Origin of the sequence: Mycobacterium sp. 050128 (assembly GCF_036409155.1) — a bacterium.
Classification (GTDB): Bacteria; Actinomycetota; Actinomycetes; order Mycobacteriales; family Mycobacteriaceae; genus Mycobacterium.
In genome coordinates this window covers 2,841,514-2,860,513 of the sequence record NZ_JAZGLW010000001.1, presented here as the reverse complement: position 1 = coordinate 2,860,513, position 19,000 = coordinate 2,841,514, and the positions used below count along the sequence as shown (strand labels likewise).

16 protein-coding genes and 1 pseudogene are annotated in these 19,000 nt (G+C 66.9%); 6 read left to right on the top strand and 11 right to left on the bottom strand.

The genetic code is table 11. The features are described 5' to 3' along the window. Nucleotide 1 precedes the first annotated feature (1 nt). Nucleotides 2-724, bottom strand: a complete 723-nt coding sequence (locus SKC41_RS13855; protein ID WP_330978101.1) for a CPBP family intramembrane glutamic endopeptidase — start codon at nt 722-724, stop codon at nt 2-4. Beyond that, nucleotides 721-1,869 (bottom strand): NAD(P)H-binding protein, encoded by a 1,149-nt coding sequence (locus SKC41_RS13850; RefSeq protein WP_330978100.1) that lies wholly within the window; start codon nt 1,867-1,869, stop codon nt 721-723. Before SKC41_RS13850 ends, SKC41_RS13855 begins: the two co-directional genes overlap by 4 nt. A gap of 159 nt (nt 1,870-2,028) precedes the next feature. Between SKC41_RS13850 and SKC41_RS13845 the strand changes: the two genes are divergently transcribed. The 3 genes and pseudogenes from SKC41_RS13845 (at nt 2,029) to SKC41_RS13835 (ending at nt 4,720) form a co-directional block, all read left to right on the top strand. Continuing rightward, complete coding sequence (locus SKC41_RS13845) at nt 2,029-3,129, top strand: type III polyketide synthase (protein WP_330978099.1); 1,101 nt, start codon at nt 2,029-2,031, stop codon at nt 3,127-3,129. A 24-nt stretch (nt 3,130-3,153) separates the two neighbouring features. Next, nucleotides 3,154-3,654 (top strand): annotated as a pseudogene (locus SKC41_RS13840) (isoprenylcysteine carboxyl methyltransferase family protein). Nucleotides 3,655-3,706: 52 nt separating this feature from the next. Then, a complete protein-coding gene (locus SKC41_RS13835; RefSeq protein WP_330978098.1) occupies nt 3,707-4,720 on the top strand; it encodes an NAD(P)/FAD-dependent oxidoreductase in 1,014 nt (337 codons plus the stop codon). On the opposite strand, the gene SKC41_RS13830 is transcribed toward SKC41_RS13835, so the two are convergent. The 9 genes from SKC41_RS13830 to SKC41_RS13790 all read right to left on the bottom strand — a co-directional run bounded on the left by SKC41_RS13830 (nt 4,717) and on the right by SKC41_RS13790 (nt 15,751). Next, nucleotides 4,717-5,520, bottom strand: coding sequence for a crotonase/enoyl-CoA hydratase family protein (locus SKC41_RS13830; protein ID WP_330978097.1), 804 nt, complete (start codon nt 5,518-5,520; stop codon nt 4,717-4,719). The genes SKC41_RS13835 and SKC41_RS13830 overlap by 4 nt on opposite strands. Beyond that, nucleotides 5,517-6,665, bottom strand: a complete 1,149-nt coding sequence (locus tag SKC41_RS13825; RefSeq protein ID WP_096289731.1) for a thiolase family protein — start codon at nt 6,663-6,665, stop codon at nt 5,517-5,519. Before SKC41_RS13825 ends, SKC41_RS13830 begins: the two co-directional genes overlap by 4 nt. Nucleotides 6,666-6,929: 264 nt before the next feature. Then, nucleotides 6,930-8,414 (bottom strand): aldehyde dehydrogenase family protein, encoded by a 1,485-nt coding sequence (locus SKC41_RS13820; protein WP_330978096.1) that lies wholly within the window; start codon nt 8,412-8,414, stop codon nt 6,930-6,932. Nucleotides 8,415-8,559: 145 nt separating this feature from the next. After that, nucleotides 8,560-9,780, bottom strand: a complete 1,221-nt coding sequence (locus SKC41_RS13815) for a cytochrome P450 (RefSeq protein ID WP_330978095.1) — start codon at nt 9,778-9,780, stop codon at nt 8,560-8,562. A 2-nt stretch (nt 9,781-9,782) separates the two neighbouring features. Further along, the gene (locus SKC41_RS13810) at nt 9,783-10,784 is read right to left on the bottom strand and encodes an SDR family oxidoreductase (protein WP_330978094.1); all 1,002 of its coding nucleotides are present in this window, start codon (nt 10,782-10,784) and stop codon (nt 9,783-9,785) included. After that, the gene (locus tag SKC41_RS13805) at nt 10,777-11,916 is read right to left on the bottom strand and encodes a spirocyclase AveC family protein (protein ID WP_330978093.1); all 1,140 of its coding nucleotides are present in this window, start codon (nt 11,914-11,916) and stop codon (nt 10,777-10,779) included. Before SKC41_RS13805 ends, SKC41_RS13810 begins: the two co-directional genes overlap by 8 nt. After that, nucleotides 11,916-13,034 (bottom strand): ABC transporter substrate-binding protein, encoded by a 1,119-nt coding sequence (locus tag SKC41_RS13800; protein WP_330978092.1) that lies wholly within the window; start codon nt 13,032-13,034, stop codon nt 11,916-11,918. The genes SKC41_RS13805 and SKC41_RS13800 overlap by 1 nt, the downstream gene beginning before the upstream one ends. Nucleotides 13,035-13,132: 98 nt before the next feature. Continuing rightward, a complete protein-coding gene (locus SKC41_RS13795; RefSeq protein ID WP_330978091.1) occupies nt 13,133-13,984 on the bottom strand; it encodes a CbbQ/NirQ/NorQ/GpvN family protein in 852 nt (283 codons plus the stop codon). 72 nt (nt 13,985-14,056) lie between these two features. Beyond that, nucleotides 14,057-15,751 (bottom strand): nitric oxide reductase activation protein NorD, encoded by a 1,695-nt coding sequence (locus SKC41_RS13790; protein WP_330978090.1) that lies wholly within the window; start codon nt 15,749-15,751, stop codon nt 14,057-14,059. Nucleotides 15,752-15,963: 212 nt separating this feature from the next. On the opposite strand from SKC41_RS13790, the gene SKC41_RS13785 reads away from it, so the two are divergent. The 3 genes from SKC41_RS13785 to SKC41_RS13775 are packed head-to-tail and all read left to right on the top strand — an operon-like array spanning nt 15,964 to nt 18,856. Further along, nucleotides 15,964-17,118, top strand: a complete 1,155-nt coding sequence (locus SKC41_RS13785; RefSeq protein WP_330978089.1) for an acyl-CoA dehydrogenase family protein — start codon at nt 15,964-15,966, stop codon at nt 17,116-17,118. After that, on the top strand, nt 17,115-18,209 hold the full coding sequence (locus SKC41_RS13780; RefSeq protein WP_330978088.1) for an acyl-CoA dehydrogenase family protein: 1,095 nt from the start codon (nt 17,115-17,117) through the stop codon (nt 18,207-18,209). The genes SKC41_RS13785 and SKC41_RS13780 overlap by 4 nt, the downstream gene beginning before the upstream one ends. After that, a complete protein-coding gene (locus tag SKC41_RS13775; protein WP_330978087.1) occupies nt 18,209-18,856 on the top strand; it encodes a nitroreductase family protein in 648 nt (215 codons plus the stop codon). Before SKC41_RS13780 ends, SKC41_RS13775 begins: the two co-directional genes overlap by 1 nt. Nucleotides 18,857-19,000 lie beyond the last annotated feature (144 nt).

The following is a 19,000-nucleotide window of genomic DNA, read 5'->3' as shown; positions in this document are numbered from 1 at the left end:
CTCAGACGCCGAACAACGGCGGCAGGGCGAGCACCATGATCAGACCCCACACAAAGTGAGTCAGCAACGGTGCCAGCACCCCGCCGCTGGCCCGGCGCTCCAGCGCACACACTGTCCCGAGGATGACCGCGGCGAAACCTAGCATCGGGTTGCCGCTGGCCAAGGTCACGCACAAGTACAACAGCGTCGAAATCGCCACGGGCGCACGTCGACCCAGCGCGGTGTACAGCGCGCCCCGGAAGAACATTTCCTCGGCTACGCCGTTGACGACGGTGATCGCCACGATCGGGAGGAAAGTCCCGTGACTCGCAAACTGCAGCACCCGGATGATCAAGGCCGATACCGCCGGAATCTCCCGGGCGATCAGTCCGCCCAGTACGAAGATGCCGCCCAGTAGCAGCCCGATGGCCGTGCCGCTGATCACCGGGCGCTGGTTGCGGCCGCGCCAGCAGATGCCGCCCAGATGCAGCGGCCCGGAGAGGAACGCACCCACGATCCACACGGCGGCCAACGCCAGGGTCAGCCAGTAGAAGCTCGACTCGCCTGGGGTACGCCTCAGTGAAACGCCGAGCACCCCAGCCCCGATCACCAGCGTCAGCGCGACGACAACGCGGCGTCGCCGCACCATCGACGGTGGTTCATGGTGCGGCACAGCGACATTGGTGACGGTGCGACGCAGCTCGGAGAACACGCTGGTGCGGTACGGGCTGGTGGCCTGGCTCATGCCGGACGAACCTTCGGGGTAAGGGTGAGCATGATGTCGAGGCCGGTTCGCAGCGCTCCGGCGACCGGGCCGGGAACCAGGTTGACCAGCTTCAGGGTGGGCCGCGCGATGGGCGGGGTGATCGCCCTCGCGAGCCGCCGGATGCGCAGGGCATCGCCACCGGCCCACGCCGGATCGGTGTCGGCGAGGTCGTGGGGATCGGCCAGGGCGTTGACGGGCCGGGGCGCCCGCCTGGTCAGGCCCCGCAATGCCAGCTCGATGGCATCCTCGACACCCAGCAGTCCGCCGGGCGGGTCGGGCACCCGACTGCGCAGGTCGCTGGCGGAGGCCACCATCGGGTGGTCCAGCGACTCGACCAGGTCGCCGGCTAGTCCGTGCGGTACCGGCAGCGCGAACCCCGTGATCAGCGACGCCAGCGCCGGGTTGACCCACGGCACCCACACCGACGCATGCCACCGGCCCGCGATGCGGGCATACGTCGTGAGCAGATCGCGATACGACGTCGTGTCGAGCCCGTGGATGTCGTAGGCCCCGGCCGGGACCAGGTCGGGATCCGCCGCGGCCACCAGGTAGTGCAGCACGTCGCGGATCGAGATCGGGTCGATCGGGTTCTCCAGCCACTCCGGGATCGGAACGAAGGGAAACCGGTCACCGACGTAGCGCATCATCTCGAACGATGTCGAGCCGGCGCCGATGATGATCGCCGCGCCGAGCCACACGAGTTCCGGACCGTCGGGGACCGTGAGGGCCTCGGCAACCTCGGCCCGGCTGGCCAGATGATCAGACAGTTCGCCGTCGGCCGGGACGAAACCGCCCAGATAGACGATGCGCCGGACCCGCGCATCGCGGGCGGCGGCCGCGACGTTGGCGGCCGAGGCCCGGTCCGCGTCGCGAAAGTCGGGCTGACCGATCGCGTGCACCAGGTAATAGACCACGTCAACCGGGCCCGCGGCGTCCATTGCCGCCTGCGCCGACACGGGATCCGAGGCATCAAGCCGGATCGGCACGACGTCGTCGAACCAACCGAACCGCTTGAGCCGCTTCGGGTTTCGAGTGGCGGCGAGCACCTGGTGTTGGTCCGCAAGCAGCGCTGCGACCAGTCGCGATCCCACATAGCCCGTCGCGCCGGTGACCAGAATCCGCATATCCCTGACCCTATCCCGGACGGGGCGCGGCTAAACCCGATCTACCCGGCCGCGTGGGCGCACGGCGGCCAGGTCCCCGCGGCTTTCAGGAATGACCAGTGGTCATCATCACAACTATGAAAGCTGAACAATGCAACCTACGGCACCGTAGCCCCATGCATGAACAACATTACGGGGGCCAGTTCGGGATGCATCGGACTGGAAAAATCGACCAACAACACAGATCCATCAATCGCGGCAGTTGCGGTGAAGTTCCCAGAAAACCGGTACACCCAGGACGAAGCCATCGGCGCGCTGACCGACTTCGCCGGCCCGGACTTTCAGCGGTTCGCGCTCAGCAGTGGGGTTGAGCACCGCAACACCGCCTTGCCGCTGTCGCGCTACCGCGAGCTGACCGGTTTCACCGAGGCCAACGCCGCCTACCTCGAAGTCGCTCTCGACCTGGCCGAGCAGGCGCTGCGCGCGGCGCTGGACGAGGCGGGGGTCGAGCCGTCACAGGTGGACGTCGTCTTTTCGACCACAGTGACCGGACTGGCCGTACCGACGGTCGAGGCACGACTTGCCGCACGAGTCGGCTTGCGCCAGGACGTCAAGCGCATTCCGCTGTTCGGCCTGGGCTGCGTGGCGGGTGCGGCCGGGACCGCCCGCATGCACGATTACCTGCGCGCCTTCCCCGATCAGGTCGCCGCGCTGCTCGCCGTCGAACTGTGCTCACTGACCATTCAGCGCGAGGACCATTCGATCGCCAATCTGGTCGCCACCAGCCTGTTTGGTGACGGCGCCGGCGCCGTCATCGCCAAGGGCGCCAACTACGCGGGCCGGCCCTCGGGTCCTCGGGTGCTGGCCACCCGGAGCAGGCTCTACCCCGACACCGAAGATGTCATGGGCTGGAACATCGGCAGCGACGGCTTCCGGATCGTGCTGTCGGCCGACGTCGCGAACGTCACCGAGAAATACCTGGGTGACGACGTCCGCGGCTTCCTCGCCGACCACGGGCTGACACCGCAGGATGTGTCGCGCTGGGTCTGTCACCCCGGTGGCCCGAGAGTGATCGAGGCTGTGGAGGAAGTGCTGGACCTGCCCGGGGACGCCCTTGATCACACCCGAAACTCGTTGCGCAAGAATGGAAACCTGTCTTCGGTCTCGGTCCTGGATGTGCTCAGGGCGAACGTGGCCGATCCGCCACCGGCCGGCTCGCTTGGCCTCATGATCGCGATGGGCCCGGCGTTCTGCTCCGAGCTCGTTCTGCTGGCCTGGTAGCGGCGGACACGGGATAGTGGTGGCATGTACTACCTGCTGATCCTCGCGGTCGGGCTCGAACGCATTGTCGAGCTGGTGCTGTCCAACCGGAACGCGCAATGGTCTTTCACCTAGGGCGCCAAGGAATTTGGCAAGCCGCATTACGTCGTGATGGTCATCATCCACACCGCCCTGCTGGTCGGCTGCCTCGTCGAGCCGTGGGCACTGCATCGGCCCTTCATCCCGTGGCTGGGCTGGCCGATGCTGGCCATCGCGGCGGCCAGTCAGGTGCTGCGCTGGTGGTGCATCACGACGTTGGGCAAGCGGTGGAACACCCGGGTGATCGTGTTACCGGAGGCGCCCCTGGTGCGGCGGGGGCCCTACCGGTGGCTGCACCACCCGAACTATGTTGCGGTGGTGGCCGAAGGGTTCGCATTGCCGCTGGTGCACACCGCATGGCTGACGGCGGCCACGTTCACCGTCGCCAACGCGATTCTGCTCAGTGTGCGTATCCGGGTGGAGAATTCCGCGTTGGGTTACACATGAGCACACGCGCCGTCGACGATGCCGGGCGAAGCGATGAGGAGGAGCGGCGCTCATGACCTATGACGCCGACCTGCTGATCGTCGGAGGCGGCCCCGGCGGCCTCGCGACGGCCTTGCAGGCGCGCCGGCACGGGCTTTCGGTCATCGTGGCCGAGCCGCGTGAGGACCCGATCGACAAGGCGTGCGGCGAGGGGCTGATGCCCGGTGGCCTCGCCGAGCTGACGTCGCTGGGTGTCGACCCGGTCGGGATGCCGTTTCGCGGGATCGCCTATGTCAGCGAACAGCGCCGCGCCGAGGCGCTGTTCGGCACCGGTCCGGGCCGCGGCGTGCGACGCACCACGCTGCACGCCACCCTGCAGGCACGGGCCAAAGAGCAAGACACCGAATGGATCCGGACCAAGGTGACCAGCGTCGAGCAGGATGCGCACGGGGTCACCGCGGCCGGTGTTCGGGCGAAATTTCTGGTCGGCGCCGACGGTCTGCACTCGACGGTGCGACGCTGTGTCGGCATCAAGGCGACGGCCGGAAAGCCGCGACGCTACGGCGTGCGTTGGCATTTCACGGTGCCGCCCTGGTCGGAGTTCATCGAGGTGTATTGGTCCCGGTTGGGTGAGGCCTACGTGACGCCAGTGGAACCGGATCTGGTCGGCGTGGCGATCCTGTCGCAGGGACGGCCCGACTTGGGCTGGTTCCCGCGACTGGCCTGGCACCTCGAGGGAGCCAGCCGCGGGCACGCGCGCGGCTGCGGCCCGTTGCGCCAGGTGGTCTCGCGCCGCGTCGCGGGCCGGGTGCTGCTGGTCGGCGATGCGGCCGGCTACGAGGACGCGCTGACCGGCGAGGGCGTCAGCCTGGCCGTCAAACAGGCGGCGGCCGCGGTCGACGCCATCGTCGACGAGACGCCGGCGGCGTATGAGGCGTCGTGGCACCGTGTTACCCGCAACTACCGCTACCTCACCCGGGCGGTGGTGCTGGCCAGCACGCCGCGCGCGACGCGGCGAGCCATCGTGCCGGCCTGTGAACGCCTACCCGGGTTGTTCCGCTTCGGCGTCAACATTCTGGCGAGCTAGCGCGCCTTCCAGACCGGCTCCCGCTTCTCGGCGAACGCCAACGGGCCTTCCTTGGCGTCCTCGGACCGGATCAGGGTGCGCATCTCGTTCACGGTGCGCTCCCAGCCCACCTCGTCGGCGGTGATGACGCCCTCGTCGACCCCGGCTGCGATGCGCTTGCTGGCCTGCACCGACAGCGGCGCGTTCACGGCGATACGCGCCGCCATCGCCAGTGCCGCGTCGAGCACCGAGCCGTCCTTGACGACCTGGTTGACCAGGCCCCATTCCCAGGCGTCGGACGCGGTCATCGGCTCGCCCGTCAACAGCAGCTCCATCGCCACCTTGCGGGGCAGCTGATCGACGATGCGGAAGACGCCACCGGCGGCGGCGATCAGTCCCCGTTTGACTTCGGGCAGACCGAATTTCGCCAGCTCGTGGGCGACGACCAGGTCGCTGGCCAGTGCCAGCTCGGTGCCGCCGCCCAGCGCGGTGCCGTTGACCGCCGCGATCGTGGGCTTGTCGATGAAGTGTTGCACGTAACCGGCGAAGCCCCAGTCGGCGTGATCGGGGTGATACAGGTTCTCCCGGCGAGCGATCGCCTTGAGATCGGCTCCGGCGCAAAACGATTTGTCCCCGGCACCGGTAAGCACCACGGCCCGCACCTCGGGGTCGTGCTGCGCTTCCTCCAGCGCATCCCCGACTCCGATGCTGACCGCGGCGTTGATCGCGTTGCGCGCCTCCGGCCGGTTGATGGTAATGACCATCACGGTGCCGCGGCGCTCAACCAGCACTGCCGGCGCCGCGCCGTCAGCGTCCGTCACAGCAGTTCCACAATGGTGGCGTTGGCCTGGCCACCACCCTCACACATCGTCTGCAGGCCGTAGCGAATTCCCTTGTCGCGCATGTGGTAGAGCAGCGTTGTCATGATCCGCGCGCCGGAGCCACCGAGCGGGTGGCCGAGTGCGATCGCGCCGCCGTTCGGGTTGAGCTTCTTCTCGTCGGCGCCGATGTCCTTCAGCCACGCCAGCGGAACCGGTGCGAACGCCTCGTTGACTTCGTAGGCGCCGATGTCGTCGATCGAGAGGCCGGATCGCTTCAGCACCTTCTGGGTAGCCGGGATCGGCGCGGTCAGCATGATGACCGGGTCGGCTCCGGCCAGAGTGGCGGTGTGCACCTTGGCAATTGGGGTCAGGCCCAGGTCCTTGGCCTTCTCCGCGGACATGAACAACAGTGCGGCCGCGCCGTCGGAGATCTGCGAGGAGTTCCCGGCGTGGATCACTCCGTCCTCCTTGAACGCCGGTTTCAGCGAGGCCATCTTCTCCATCGGGGTGCCGCGCCGGATGCCTTCATCCTTGAGCACGACGTTGCCGTCGGCGTCCTTGATGCCGACGATCTGATCGTCGAATGCGCCGGAATCCTGTGCGGCAGCGGCCTTTTCGTGCGAGTCGAGGGAGAACTGGTCCAGCGCGGTGCGGTCGAATCCCCACTGCTCGGCGATCATCTCCGCACCCAGGCCCTGGTTGGGGATCTGGCCGTCATAGCGGGAGATGAAGTTCTCCGGGTAGGGCCGTCCGCCATTGGCCAGCGATGCGCCCATCGGCGTGCGCGACATCGACTCCACGCCACCGGCGACGACGACGTCGTAGTGCCCGGCGACCACACCGGCCGCGGCGAAGTGGATGGACTGCTGACTCGATCCGCACTGGCGGTCGACGGTCACGCCCGGGACGGTCTCCGGCCATCCGGCGGTCAGCAATGCGGTGCGGCCGATGTCGAGGGCCTGCTCGCCGGCCTGCATCACGCAACCCCAGATCACGTCGTCGACGATTTCGGGGTCGATGCCGGCCCTGGTGGCCAGTCCGTTGAGCACCTGCGCCGACAGCTCGGCGGGGTGCACCCCGGAAAGTCCTCCGTTGCGCTTGCCGATGGGCGAACGCACGGCCTCGACGATGACGGCTTCAGGCATGGTTGGGTCTCCTTTGACTACGGTCTTGCCTCGATTGTCAACCAAGGGGTTGGGCGGCCTGGTAGCGGGGTGGTCTGGACATGCGTCTCGTTGATGCACTGGCAATGAGTGCGCACGTGCGGTGACCACACGCCGGCCGGCTCCGCCCTGAGCGCACCCGCGGGGCCCTCAGCGCACGTGCGAGACCGGCCGGCCGTCGACTTAGCAGCTGAACAAATCGCCGCCGTGGCCGCTATCAGCCAGGCGTTCGCTACCCGAGGCGAATCAGACGGCGGGGTACGCCACCGACTTGATCTCGGTGTACTGGTCGAAGCCGGCGACGCCGTTCTGGCGACCGATGCCACTCTCCTTGTACCCACCGAACGGCGTGTCGGCCGCGTAGCCAGCACCGCCGTTGACGCCCATGAAGCCGGCCTTGATCCGGCGGGTCACCGACAGCGCGTGCTCGAGCGAACCCGCGAACACGTTGCCGGCCAACCCGTACACGCTGTCGTTGGCGATCCGGATCGCGTCCTCCTCGTCGTCGAACGGGATGACCGAGAGCACTGGGCCGAAGATCTCCTCCTGCGCGATCGTCATCTTGTTGTCGACGTTGGTGAAAAGCGTTGGGCGGACGAAGTATCCCTTGTCGAAGCCGGTCTCCGCGCCAGGGCCACCGACCAGCGCCGTCGCACCCTCGTCGACGCCCTTCTGGATGTAGCCGTTCACCCGCTCGTACTGGCGGTGCGAGATCACCGGCCCGCACAGGGTGGCGGGGTCCTGCGGGTCGCCGCACGTGACGTTCTCGTAGATGTTCTTGAGGATCTCGACGCCTTCCTCATAGCGGGACCGCGGCAACAGCATCCGGGTCGGGTTGGCGCAACCCTGCCCGGCGTGCATGCACGGTGCGATGCCGACCATGCACGCCGTCGCGAAGTCGGCGTCCTCCAGCACGATGGTGGCCGACTTGCCGCCGAGCTCCAGGAACAGCCGCTTCATGGTGGCGGCGCCCTTCTCCATGATCCGCTTGCCGACCACCGTCGAGCCGGTGAACGAAATCAGGTCGACCTTGGGCGACAGCGTCAGTTCCTCGCCCACGAAGTGATCCGAGGCGGTGACCACGTTGACGACACCGGCTGGGATGTCGGTCTTTTCGGCGATCAGCCGGCCCAGCCGGTTCGCGTTGAACGGGGTGTTCGGCGCCGGCTTGAGCACCACGGTGTTGCCGCTGCCCAGCGCCTGGCCGAGCTTGTTCAGGGTGACCTCGAACGGGAAGTTCCACGGCACGATCGCGCCGACCACGCCGACCGGCTCGCGCCACACCTTGATGGTGGTGTTCGCGCCGGTGAGGCTGATAACCCGGTCCCCGAGGTCGGTCTCCCAGGCGTACGAGTCGATCAGGCGGGCGGGGTACTTCAGTCCGTCTGCCAGCGGGGCATCCAGCTGAGGCCCGAAGGTGATGGCGCGGGGCGCGCCGACCTCGAGGATCAGCTCCTCGCGCAGCTCGTCGATCTCGGACTCGATCGCCTCGTGCAGCTGCAGCAGGCAGCGCTTGCGCAGTTCCTTGTTGGTCGACCAGTCGGTCTCGTCGAAGGCGCGGCGGGCCGCGTCGATAGCCCGGTGCATGTCCTCCTTCGACGCGTCGGACACCTCGCCGAGCGATTCCTCGGTCGCGGGGTTGATGTTGGGGAAGGTGCCGGCCTGGCCTTCGACGAGCTTGCCGTCGATCATCATCTTCGGCTCGAACCGGACCTTTACAGTGTCAGCCATTTTTGTTCAGCTCTCTTCAGACTCGTGATCTTGTGACTCGTCCCTGCGGAGAGCCTTACTGGAAACTAGCCGATTGGCAACATACTGCCTGCGGTCAGGGCCCTGACGTGCCATTACCGCACGCTTATCGGACGCCGTGACCGCGCTATTTCTGCGCGTCGAACAGCACCGGGACCGAGGTGGGCGACCGGAAGACCTGTCCGCGGATGTGTGGGTCGTCCCCGTCGGGGTCCAGCCGCAGATTCGGCAGCCGGTCCAACAAAAGGTTGATCGCGGTCCGCATTTCCAGGCGCGCCAGGTGCATGCCGAGGCAGACATGTACGCCGTGTCCCCAGCCCAGATTCGCCTTGGCCTGTCGGTGAATGTTGAACGTGTTCGGATCGTCGTAGCGGTCCTCTTGCCGGTTCGCCGAACCCAGCATCGGCATCACCGTCGCCCCGGCCGGGATCGCCACCCCGCCGAGTTCGGTGTCGCGCGTCGCGACCCGGGTGATGGTCAGCAGAGGCGATTCCCACCGCACCCCCTCCTCGATGGCCTGCGGCAGCAGCGAGCGGTCGGCGCGGATGGCGGCCAACTGCGCGGGATCCGACAGCAGCGCCAACAGCAGGCTGCCCAACGACCGGTAGGTCGTCTCGACGCCGGCGGGCAGCAGCAGCCGCAGGAAGGAGAAGATCTCTTCGTCCGCGAGCTTTTCCCCGTCGATCTCGGCCGCGGCGAGCGCGCTGATCAAGTCGCCCTTCGGCTCGGCCCGCCGGGCCTCGAGTATCGGCGCGAAGTATTCGCACAGCGCGGCCGAGGCCGCCAGCCCGCGCTCGGGGTTCATCAGCCAACTCAGCAGCGAAATCGACCACCGCTGGAACTGTGGGTAGTCCTCTTCCGGCAAGCCCAACAAGCCCGCGATGATCTGGCTCGGATAGTCGAACGTGAACTCCTTGACCAGATCTGCCTTGCCGTTGGGGGCGAACTTGTCGATCAGGCTGTTCGCCACCCGGCCGACCAACTCGTCCTGCCAACGCGCCAATGACTTCTGCGAGAACGCCTTTGACACCAGCGAACGCAGCCGGCCGTGGATCGGCTCGTCCATGCCGAGCATCACGCCCTCACCGAGAACGGGGCCGAACGCGGCGATCACGGCCGACGACGAGAATGTCTCGTTGTCTCGCAACATCTGCTGGATGTCCTCGTGGCGATACACGATGAACATCGGCAGCGACTCCTCATGGGGCAGCGCTCCCGAGGTCTCGAGTCGCTGCACCGGTTCCTCGCGACGCAGCCGCGCCAGTTCGGTGTACGGGTCACGCACATCACCGGAGATCGCGTCGTCGAAGGCGCCGAAGTCCGCCAAGTCGTCGAAAAGCTGTTCCATAATTACCCCTCATTTCCCTTGCGGCGCTTGGCCGCTAGTGATGCCAAGCGCTGCAGCACCGGCTGTGGAAGTACCCGTGCCACGAGCACCATCGCCTTTTGGCTCGTCGTCAACGGCCATGCCCCGCCCCGCATCGACCCCTGTTTGGGGATGCCCAGCACGGTCCGAGACAGGTGGTGCATGCCCGACGACGGCAGAATCCGATTGAAGGCCAGCAGCATTGACGCGTCCGGCCCGACACCTCGGCGGCGAAACGGCGCCTCGTCGGCCAGCGCCTTGACCAGACCGTCGGTGAACCGCTCCGGAGGCCGGGCCATCTTCATCGCAAATCGTCCGCGGCTGTTCATCGTGTTGTGCAGACGCGCGTACGGGCCCTCGAAGTTGCGGTCATCGATGGTGCCGGCGTCGGTGATGATGTCGGTGTCGTAGGTGCCCGACACCAGGGTGGTGACACCCAGACCGAAAGGCGCGATCTCGCACGCCATGGATTCGCCCCAGCGCTCCATCGCTGCCTTGGCCGCCGAGTACGGCGCGGTGGCCGGCTGACCCCGTACCCCGGCCGTGCTGGCGACCAGCACGATGCGGCCCTCGCCGGCCGCGCGCATGGACGGCAGCAACGCCTTGGTGAGCTCGACCGGACCCAGGACGCTGGTGGCGAACATCTGCTGCCACAGCGCCATATCGGTCTCCTCCACCATCCCGGCGGCGGAGATCCCGGCGTTATGCACCAGCGCGTAGGGGGTGCCGACGGCCTCTTCGATCGCCTTGGCGGCCAAGGGAATCGACGCGAAGTCGGTGAGATCGAGCTGCACCCCGATCAGCCGGTCATCGTCAGGCGGCGGCAACCCTTGGTCCTGAATGGCCTGCCGCAGCAGCGGCATCCCCTGTTCGGGTGTGCGCATCGCCGCGACCACGCGCCACCCCTCGCGATAGAGGCGCACGGCTGAGGCGAATCCGAGTCCGCGGGATGCGCCGGTGATGACGACCGAGCGTGGCTCAGCCATTCTTGCTCACGGTCGCGCAGGGGCCCTGGCCCGGCGGCGGCGCTTCGACGTGCGGCCGGCCATGCGGCTCGCCGCTCGCCCAGGTCGACCAGATGCCGACCGAATAGGGGCCCTGCGCGCCGGCCTTCTCGTAATAGCCTTGCGGGTCATATACTTTCGCCTCCGGATACGGCCATGGGCAAGCGACCGAGGTCGCCGCGTGGCTGACCTTAATGACCCAGAACCAGGCGCCGTAGGCGAAGTAGGAGACGTTGATGATGGCGAACATCACCAGGAAGGTGCCCAGCACCGGGCGGCTCGGGAAGATCTTCGCCTTGGCGGCCAACTTCTCGGCCACCGATTTACCGGTGTCATCGCGATAGCAGAGAATCGCCGCGGGCACCATCACGAAGGTCACCGAGAACGACTCCCAGATCAGCGGGAATTGGAAGGTGGTGCCGGTGAACACCGATCCCCACGGAATCACCTGGGAGTAGATGTACATGCCGGCGTGCACGAGCTGGATTTCCAGCCACGCGTCGAAGATGAAACCGATCACGCACGTCAGCAGGCCCAAGCTCCACAACGGGTGACGCGAGACGAATGCCGTCGGCCCGTACTTGGCCTGCAGCTTGCGCAGGATCCAGATCGCCGGAAAGTACGGCCCGAAATAGAAAGTGACATAGCCGAATACGACGAACGGCTCGACCGTCGGCGACAGCGACACCAGCGGCCAGGACTCCGGCCAGTGGATGAGGTCGGGGTTGTAGACCGCGAACGGCGACCAGTTCATGATCGGGTCCTGCCACACGATCAGCGTGGTGCACAGGAACATCAGCATGACCGGACTGCCCGGATTGCGGCGCCAGCCCCGGATGAACACCACCAGCAGCACCAGCAGCATGACGATCGTGGAGATGTGCAGGAAGGTGATGTAGTCCAACCCGAAGAGGAACTTCACCGGCCGCGGCCGGCCCTGCACGTTTGGGTTGGCAACCCGCGGGTCAAGGGCCACACGGCAATTCGCGATGAAGAAGAGCACGAAGGCCGCCAGCGCCGCACCGGCGATCCAGCCGCCCCAGCCGCGCTTGTTGGTGCCCGACGCGGCGGGCTCGCCGTCCGCCCTCAACGGTGCGGATTGTTCTGTGGACATCAGTCTTCCTCTCCGAAGCGATCCACCAGATGCGAGTTGATACCGTCGGCGTCGAGCGTCCGAGCCACCAGGTAGCCGGCGCCCATCCAGGCGCGGCGGGTCCATTTGCCGAACGACACTCGAGTCCCCGGTGCGCCCGACGCGGCGGGCATCATCTTGACCCGCTCGAGGGCCTCCTTGACGCCACGGGGGCTGAGCGGATGGGCGTCGGTAAACGCGCGCACAAGTGTCGCGGCGACGTCACGGTTCACCACGGTGACGCAGAACTCGGGGCGACTGCCGTTGTACTTCTTTGCGTAGGTGTCGAGGAATTCCTGGCCGATCCGGTTCGCCTCGTCGTACTGGTCGACACCGGTCCAGCCCATAAACGCGTTCCACATGATCGGGTTGACCCATGCGTTCTGCCACGCGGTGGTGGTGAAGCGGGGTGGGTCCCAACCGAGGGCTTCGAGCGCCGGGTTGATGAAGACGATGCCGAATCCGAATCCCAGGTGCACGATCGCCTCGGCTTTTGCCTCATGCAGCGTCTGGACCGCCGCGTTGATGTCCTGAGCCGTCTGGGCGATGGAGACTTCGGCCACGATGCGAATGCCTTTGCGCCGGCACGCACTTCGCAGGTTCTTCAAGTAGCTCTCACCGATCAGGCTCTGCTCGAAGAGCACACCGATCTCGCAGAGTCCGCGTTTGGCGATGAGGTCGGCCAAAAAGATCGGCTCATCGGTCATCGATCCCTGCGGGAAGGAGAACGTCCACTCGCCCAACCAGTCGTCGGTGCCGGTCACGCTGATGGCCGGCACCTTGAACCGTTCCTCGATCACCTCACGCAACGGCACGCAGTTGTCGGTGATGTTCGGACCGAAGACGACGAGGCAGCCCTCGTCGACCAGTTCGCCATACGCATCGATCACCGCCTTGACCGAACCCTTGGGCAGACCCTCCACCTCGCGATAGATCATCTGCACCGGACGGTCCATCAGGCCTTGGGCGACCGCCTCTTCGAAGATGAGGTCGAAAGTCTGGGTGAAAGAGGCGAACAGCTCCTCGGGGAAGCCCGGCGGCAGCCTGAAGTCCATCAAGTAGCCGACCTTGATCGGCTCGGCGCTGCTTTCGTAGGACATCTGACCTCCCGGGTGGCCCGTTCACTCGCAACGATCCATTACTGGCTGACCTAATATTTGTTCAGACGGTAGCGGGGGCGATCTGCGCGGTCAATCATCTATGCCCCTGCGCCCAGGTAGACCTCGACCATCTCCCCCAGCGCCCGGCCCACGGCGACGTCGTCGGTGAGCGGTCCGGCGATCGCGGCCCGCGCCGCTTGTTGCATGTTCAGGCCCTCGGTGACGAGCCGGCCCGCCGCGATCAGCACGCGGGTCGAGGCGACCTCGCGCAGCCCGCCGGTCTCCAGCCGGCGGATGGCTTGCCCGAAACGCACCAGCTCCGCGGCGGTGGCACCGTCCACACCCGCTTCGTGCGCGACGATGCCTTCTTCGACATCGGCTGCAGGGAAACCGAATTCGATCGCGACCATGCGCTGGCGGGTGGAATCCTTGAGGTCCTTGAGCACGCTTTGATAGCCGGGGTTGTAGGACACCACCAGGCCGAATCCGGGTGCCGCGTCCAGGGTGATGCCGAGCCGCTCGATCGGCAGCTGTCGCCGGTGGTCGGCGAGCGGATGCAGCACCACGGTGGTGTCCTGCCGGGCTTCCACGACTTCGTCCAGGTAACAGATCGCGCCCTCGCGCACCGCGCGGGTCAGCGGGCCGTCCACCCACACCGTCTCGTCGCCACGCAGCAGATACCTCCCGACCAGGTCCGCCGTGGTCAGGTCGTCGTGGCACGACACGGTGATCAGCGGCCGACCCAGGTCGTGGGCCATCGCCTCGACGAAGCGGGTCTTGCCGCAACCCGTCGGCCCCTTCAACAGCAGCGCCAAACCCTGGCGGTAGGCGGCCTTGAAGATCGCCTCTTCGCCGCCGACCGCCTGGTAATAGGGCCGCGCCCGAGCGGCGCCGGCCTCCGGGTCGGGATCCGCACCGTTGCGGCAGGCAATCCCGGACTCGTTGGTCATAACGCCCTCCTACCAATTCCTCGGAGCCTATCCGGAACAGATGTTTGTTTCAATCAGCGTGCATTCTCGGTCTCAGTCGCTCACCCGCCGGCGCACCTCCGCGGAGCGCAACGCGGATCGGAACAGCGGTCCGATCACCCCGGCGAGCTGATCCGGGCGCCCGATCGTGGCATGTGCGGTGCTACCGAACACCCGGCGCAGCGACGCCACGTCGGTCCCAGCGCCGATGGTCAGGCACACGCAGCCAGTTCCCCGCCGGCGGGCCTCGCTTAGCGCGCGGCGCGCGTCCGCGGCGCCGTATGCCCGCTCATACCCGTGGTCGTAGGCAAGGCCGTCGGACAGCACCACCAGCAGCCGCCGAGACGTACCGCCGCGCGCCTCCAGCACCGACGAGCCGTGCCGGATGGCCGCGCCCAGGCGAGAGTAGGCGCCGGGTTCCAGGCTGTTGAGCCGCCTGATGATGTGGGCGTCGAGATGGTCGTCGAATCGCTTGACGGGCACCATGGTTACCGACGTGCGCCCCTGCGAGTAATAGGCGTAGAGGCAGACCCGGTCACCGAGGTCATGCAGCGCGACAGTCAGGTTGGCCACCGCCGTTCGCTGTTGTTCGTGCACCGTGCGCCCGACCGTTCCGGGCTCGGCCGCCGACCCCGACACGTCGAGTAGCAGCAAGACCGACAGGTCACGCCGGCGCCGCAGGCTGTCCAGGTACACCGACTCGTCGGGCACCGATCCGGCCCGCACCTCGACGCGGGCCTCGACGGCGGCGTCGATGTCGATGTCGTCCCCCTGTGGTTGGCGGTGCCGACGGTGCAGACCCATACCGAGTCGCGATAGCGGCCGACGCACCCCGAGGGCGTCGTCGATCGCCGGTGTCGCCGAGGCTTTGATCTGCGGCGCGACCTCCCGCACGGTGCACCAGTCGGGCCGATACCGCTTGCGGGAGACATCCCATTCCGGATACCGCACACCGTCCGCTGTGACTCCGGAGTCGTCGACATCCTCGCTCGCGGTCGAGGCCAGCGAGGATACGGCGTGCCCACCGCGTTTTGCGGAGTTCGTGCGATGCGTCGGGGCGTCCGCGCCGGGTGGCCCGCCGCCGCTGCCGGTCTTGCGGGTGGACGACAGCATCTTTTTCAGCCACTTGCCGATGAAGCCGCCGCCGCCGACCGGGCTGGTGAACAGGTCGGGATCGTCGGAGTCGTCGACCTCGCCATCATCAAGTTGCTCCAGCTCGCGCCGGCCGTCGCTGCGCGGGACATGCGCGGTGGCTGCCTGGTCGTCGTGTTTGGTGACGCGGGCGCACGCGGCCATCAGCTTGGCCGCACGGATCACGCCGAACACGGACGGCGGATCGCCAATCGACGCCCGCCCCGCCGCAAGCTCCAGCGACGCGGCGGGCGAGTCGCTGCGACTCGCGATGTCGCGGTCGCCCAATGACGCCAAAACCGTTGGTAGCAAATGCGCATTGGCCACCAGCGCGCGATGGCTCTCGACTGCGAGGTAGCGCTTGGCCACCCGGGGGTGGCGAAGCAACGACCGCACCACGTCGGGCTGCAGGCTGCCGGCCGCGACCATCGACGCCTGGACGGCAATGGCTTCCAGTGTGGCGCGGGCAGAAGCGCCGGCGTCGACGTGAATCGTCTGCCCATCCGTCCACGCCGGCTCACCGGACGGGAGCCCGGCGACCGCAACGGCCCGGCCCGCCCACGCGGAGGCGAGCATGCCCAGGGCCTGCAACCGCTCGGCACCAGCGTCGTCCCCCACACAACCTCCGACTTGTCGACCAAATATCTGTTCCACCGTAAAGTCCGGCTTCCCGGCAGTCAATGAACCGGCAGCGGTCAACGACCTCGGCGGCAGGATGCGGTGAGAGCACCGATGCAAAAGTCGACGAGGATAGAAATTGTTGACCAAAAAAATGCTCCACCGTAAAGTCCGGCTAAGTCGCAGTTAGCCACGACCAAAGTCAAGGAACAGTGGACTTCTCCTATCCGGCGGAATTAGAACAGTTCCGCATCGAGTTGCGCGACTGGCTGTCCGCGAACCTCACCGATGAACTGATCGCCGCCCGGCGGCCCGCGGGACGCGACGATGCGTCCTTCGAGATGCTGCGCGGGTGGAGCCGCACGATGTCCGACGCGGGCTGGGCCGCCGTCTCCTGGCCCCGCGAATACGGCGGTCGCGGAGCGACGGTTCTCGAGCAGCTGATCTACACCGAGGAGACCACTCGCGCGCGGGCCCCGATGCCGCTCAACGTCATTGGGATGAACAACATCGCCCCCGCGATCATGCAGTACGGTACCGAAGACCAGAAGAAGACGCTGCTGCCCAGGATGATGCGCGCCGACGACATTTGGTGCCAGGGCATGTCGGAACCCGAATCCGGCTCCGATCTCGCCTCGCTGCGCACTCGCGCGGTCCGGGACGGCGACGACTTCGTCGTCAACGGCCAGAAGATCTGGACCTCGCTCGGTCATCGCGCGCACTGGTGCCAGCTTTACGTGCGCACCGATCCCGACGCCCCGAAGCACAAGGGGATCTCCTGCCTGATCGTCGACATGTCGCTGCCCGGCATCGAGGTGCGTCCGCTCGTCACGCTCAACGGCGACACCGATTTCGCCGAGGTGTTCTTTCACGACGTGCGAGTGCCGGCCGACGCGTTGCTCGGACCGCTCGACGGCGGCTGGCAGGTGGCCACCACCACCCTCAGCCACGAGCGGGCCGGCGCCGCACGGCTCTACGCCGAAATGCAGGTGCGGCTGGAAGAACTCGTCGACGACATCGCCGCGCACAGCAACGCACTCGAAGACCCGGTGACGCTGCGGCGCCTCGGCGAAATCGCGGTCCGCATCAAGTATCTCGAGGTGCTCTGCCAGCGATCGATCTCGGCGACGCTGCACGGTGGCTCGGAAATAACGGCGTTCGGATCGGCCAGCCTCGCCAAGTCCGTGTGGGGTGAGATCGGACAGGACATGGCCGCACTGGCCTTCGACGTGCTGGGCACCCGCGGCGACAACGCCGCATGGGCGAACTATCGCCTCACCTCACGCTCGTTGACCATCGCCGGCGGTACCACACAGATCAACAAGAACATCACCGCGCAACGCGTGCTCGGATTGCCACGCAAATGAACCTCGAACTCACCGACGAACAGGTCGCGCTGCGCGACACCACCCGGCGCTTTCTTTCTGAAAAGGCACCGATTTCGGGCCACGTGCGCCAGCTGCTCGACGATCCGGCCGGTGTCGACGACGCGGTCTGGCGTGGCCTGGCCGACCTTGGCACCACCGGGCTGTTGGTGCCCGAGGCACTTGGCGGCGCCGGGATGACGATGGTCGAGGTCGGCGTGGTGGCCGAAGAGCTCGGCGCTGCCCTGCACCCGGGACCTTGGCTGTCCACCGCGGTGGCCGCACCGCGCACGTTGACCCGGCTCTGCGATAGCGACAGTGCTGCAACAATTTTGGCCGGAATCGCCGACGGAACGACCATCGCCACCGTCAGCTTCCTGGACTTCGGGAACGTCGCGGTCGACGCCTCCGGTAACGACGTGGTCCTGCGCGGCGAACTGGGCGAAGTAGCCGATGCCGCGGCGGCCGACGTGCTGCTGGTGCTGGCCGAAGATGCAAACGGCACCGCGCTTTTCGCGGTAAACACCGACACTTCGGCGGTTTCCGTGGCGCTCGAGCGCGGTATCGATGCGACCCGCAAGCAGTTTCGCGTCCAGCTCGACGGCGCGCCCGGGCAACGACTGGCCACGGCTACACCGACTGATGTTGCCGCGGTGATCGACGACCTGCTGATCGCCACCGCCGCCGACGCGCTCGGCGCCGCCCGCGCGGTGCTGGATCTCGCCGTCGAATACGCAAAAGTCAGAAAGCAATTCGGTCAGGTCATCGGGTCCTTTCAGGCGGTCCAGCACTTGTGCGTCGACATGTACGAGACGGTCGAACTGGCCCGCAGCGGTGTGGTCCACGCGCTGTGGGCCGCCGACGCCCTCGGATCCGACGAACGCCATCTCGCCGCCCTTCGGGCAAAGGCATTCGCCGGGCGACTGGCGACCGTCGGCGACACCGCCATCCAGGTGTTCGGCGGAATCGGCTACACCTGGGAGCACGATGCGCATCTCTACCTCAAACGCCTGCTGAGCTGGAGCGCACTTCTCGGCGGACCCGACCGCTACCTCACCGAACTCGGTGCGCGCCTTGCCAATAGGGGTCACTGATGGACATCGACTACCTGCTGACCGCCACCCGCTCCGCGCGCAAGACGCTTGACCTCGTCACGCCGGTGGACCTCGAGGACATTCGCGAATGCCTGCGCATCGGCCTGCAGGCCGCCAACGGCTCGAACTCGCAGGCCTGGCGCTGGCTGGTGGTCGCCGATCCGAAGAAGCGCGAAAAGATCGCCGAGCTGTACCGCGACGCGTACCTTCAGCGGGTCGGCGGTCAGCTGCTCGCCGACCTGCTGCCGGGCGGCACGCCGGAGAGCCGGCTGATGTCGTCAACGGAGTGGCTGGTCGAGAACATGGCGAAGGTTCCGCTGTTGGTAATCCCAAGCTATGAGCCCTACTTGCCGCGTATCGACGGCGACGAATCGTTTCACCTGGCCACCCTGTACGGGTCGATCTTCCCCGCGGTGTGGAATTTTCAGCTGGCCCTGCACACTCGCGGCTACGGCACCTGCGTCACGACCCTGCACCTGCACCACGAGCAGGAGGTGGCCGAACTGCTCGGGATTCCGCCGACCTTCGTCCAGGGCGCCCTACTGCCGGTGGGCCGGCTGCGAGCCGGACACACCTTCTCCCCCGCACGGCGGCGACCTCTCGACGAAGTGGTCGCGGTGGACAGTTGGGACGGTCCCGGGCTCTAGGGCCTTAGAATGGCTGTCACCGCTGTTAGCAGCGCATTTGAGCCGGTTTCCGGACGGGCAATCTGATAGCCTTTAACAAAGATTTGGTTCGGCAGGAGGACGAATGCGCAGCTGGGCCCGGTCGCAGTCCTCTCGAGCTGCGCA

Excerpts from the sequence above, each read along its gene's own strand:
- SKC41_RS13800 (WP_330978092.1), bottom strand. The coding sequence starts at position 13,034 with ATGTCCTACGAAAGCAGCGCCGAGCCGATCAAGGTCGGCTACTTGATG.
- SKC41_RS13805 (WP_330978093.1), bottom strand. The coding sequence starts at position 11,916 with ATGTCCACAGAACAATCCGCACCGTTGAGGGCGGACGGCGAGCCCGCC.
- SKC41_RS13825 (WP_096289731.1), bottom strand. The coding sequence starts at position 6,665 with ATGCCTGAAGCCGTCATCGTCGAGGCCGTGCGTTCGCCCATCGGCAAG.
- SKC41_RS13780 (WP_330978088.1), top strand. The coding sequence starts at position 17,115 with ATGAACCTCGAACTCACCGACGAACAGGTCGCGCTGCGCGACACCACC.
- SKC41_RS13775 (WP_330978087.1), top strand. The coding sequence starts at position 18,209 with ATGGACATCGACTACCTGCTGACCGCCACCCGCTCCGCGCGCAAGACG.
- SKC41_RS13845 (WP_330978099.1), top strand. The coding sequence starts at position 2,029 with ATGAACAACATTACGGGGGCCAGTTCGGGATGCATCGGACTGGAAAAA.
- SKC41_RS13835 (WP_330978098.1), top strand. The coding sequence starts at position 3,707 with ATGACCTATGACGCCGACCTGCTGATCGTCGGAGGCGGCCCCGGCGGC.
- SKC41_RS13810 (WP_330978094.1), bottom strand. The coding sequence starts at position 10,784 with ATGGCTGAGCCACGCTCGGTCGTCATCACCGGCGCATCCCGCGGACTC.
- SKC41_RS13815 (WP_330978095.1), bottom strand. The coding sequence starts at position 9,780 with ATGGAACAGCTTTTCGACGACTTGGCGGACTTCGGCGCCTTCGACGAC.
- SKC41_RS13795 (WP_330978091.1), bottom strand. The coding sequence starts at position 13,984 with ATGACCAACGAGTCCGGGATTGCCTGCCGCAACGGTGCGGATCCCGAC.
- SKC41_RS13850 (WP_330978100.1), bottom strand. The coding sequence starts at position 1,869 with ATGCGGATTCTGGTCACCGGCGCGACGGGCTATGTGGGATCGCGACTG.
- SKC41_RS13820 (WP_330978096.1), bottom strand. The coding sequence starts at position 8,414 with ATGGCTGACACTGTAAAGGTCCGGTTCGAGCCGAAGATGATGATCGAC.
- SKC41_RS13855 (WP_330978101.1), bottom strand. The coding sequence starts at position 724 with ATGAGCCAGGCCACCAGCCCGTACCGCACCAGCGTGTTCTCCGAGCTG.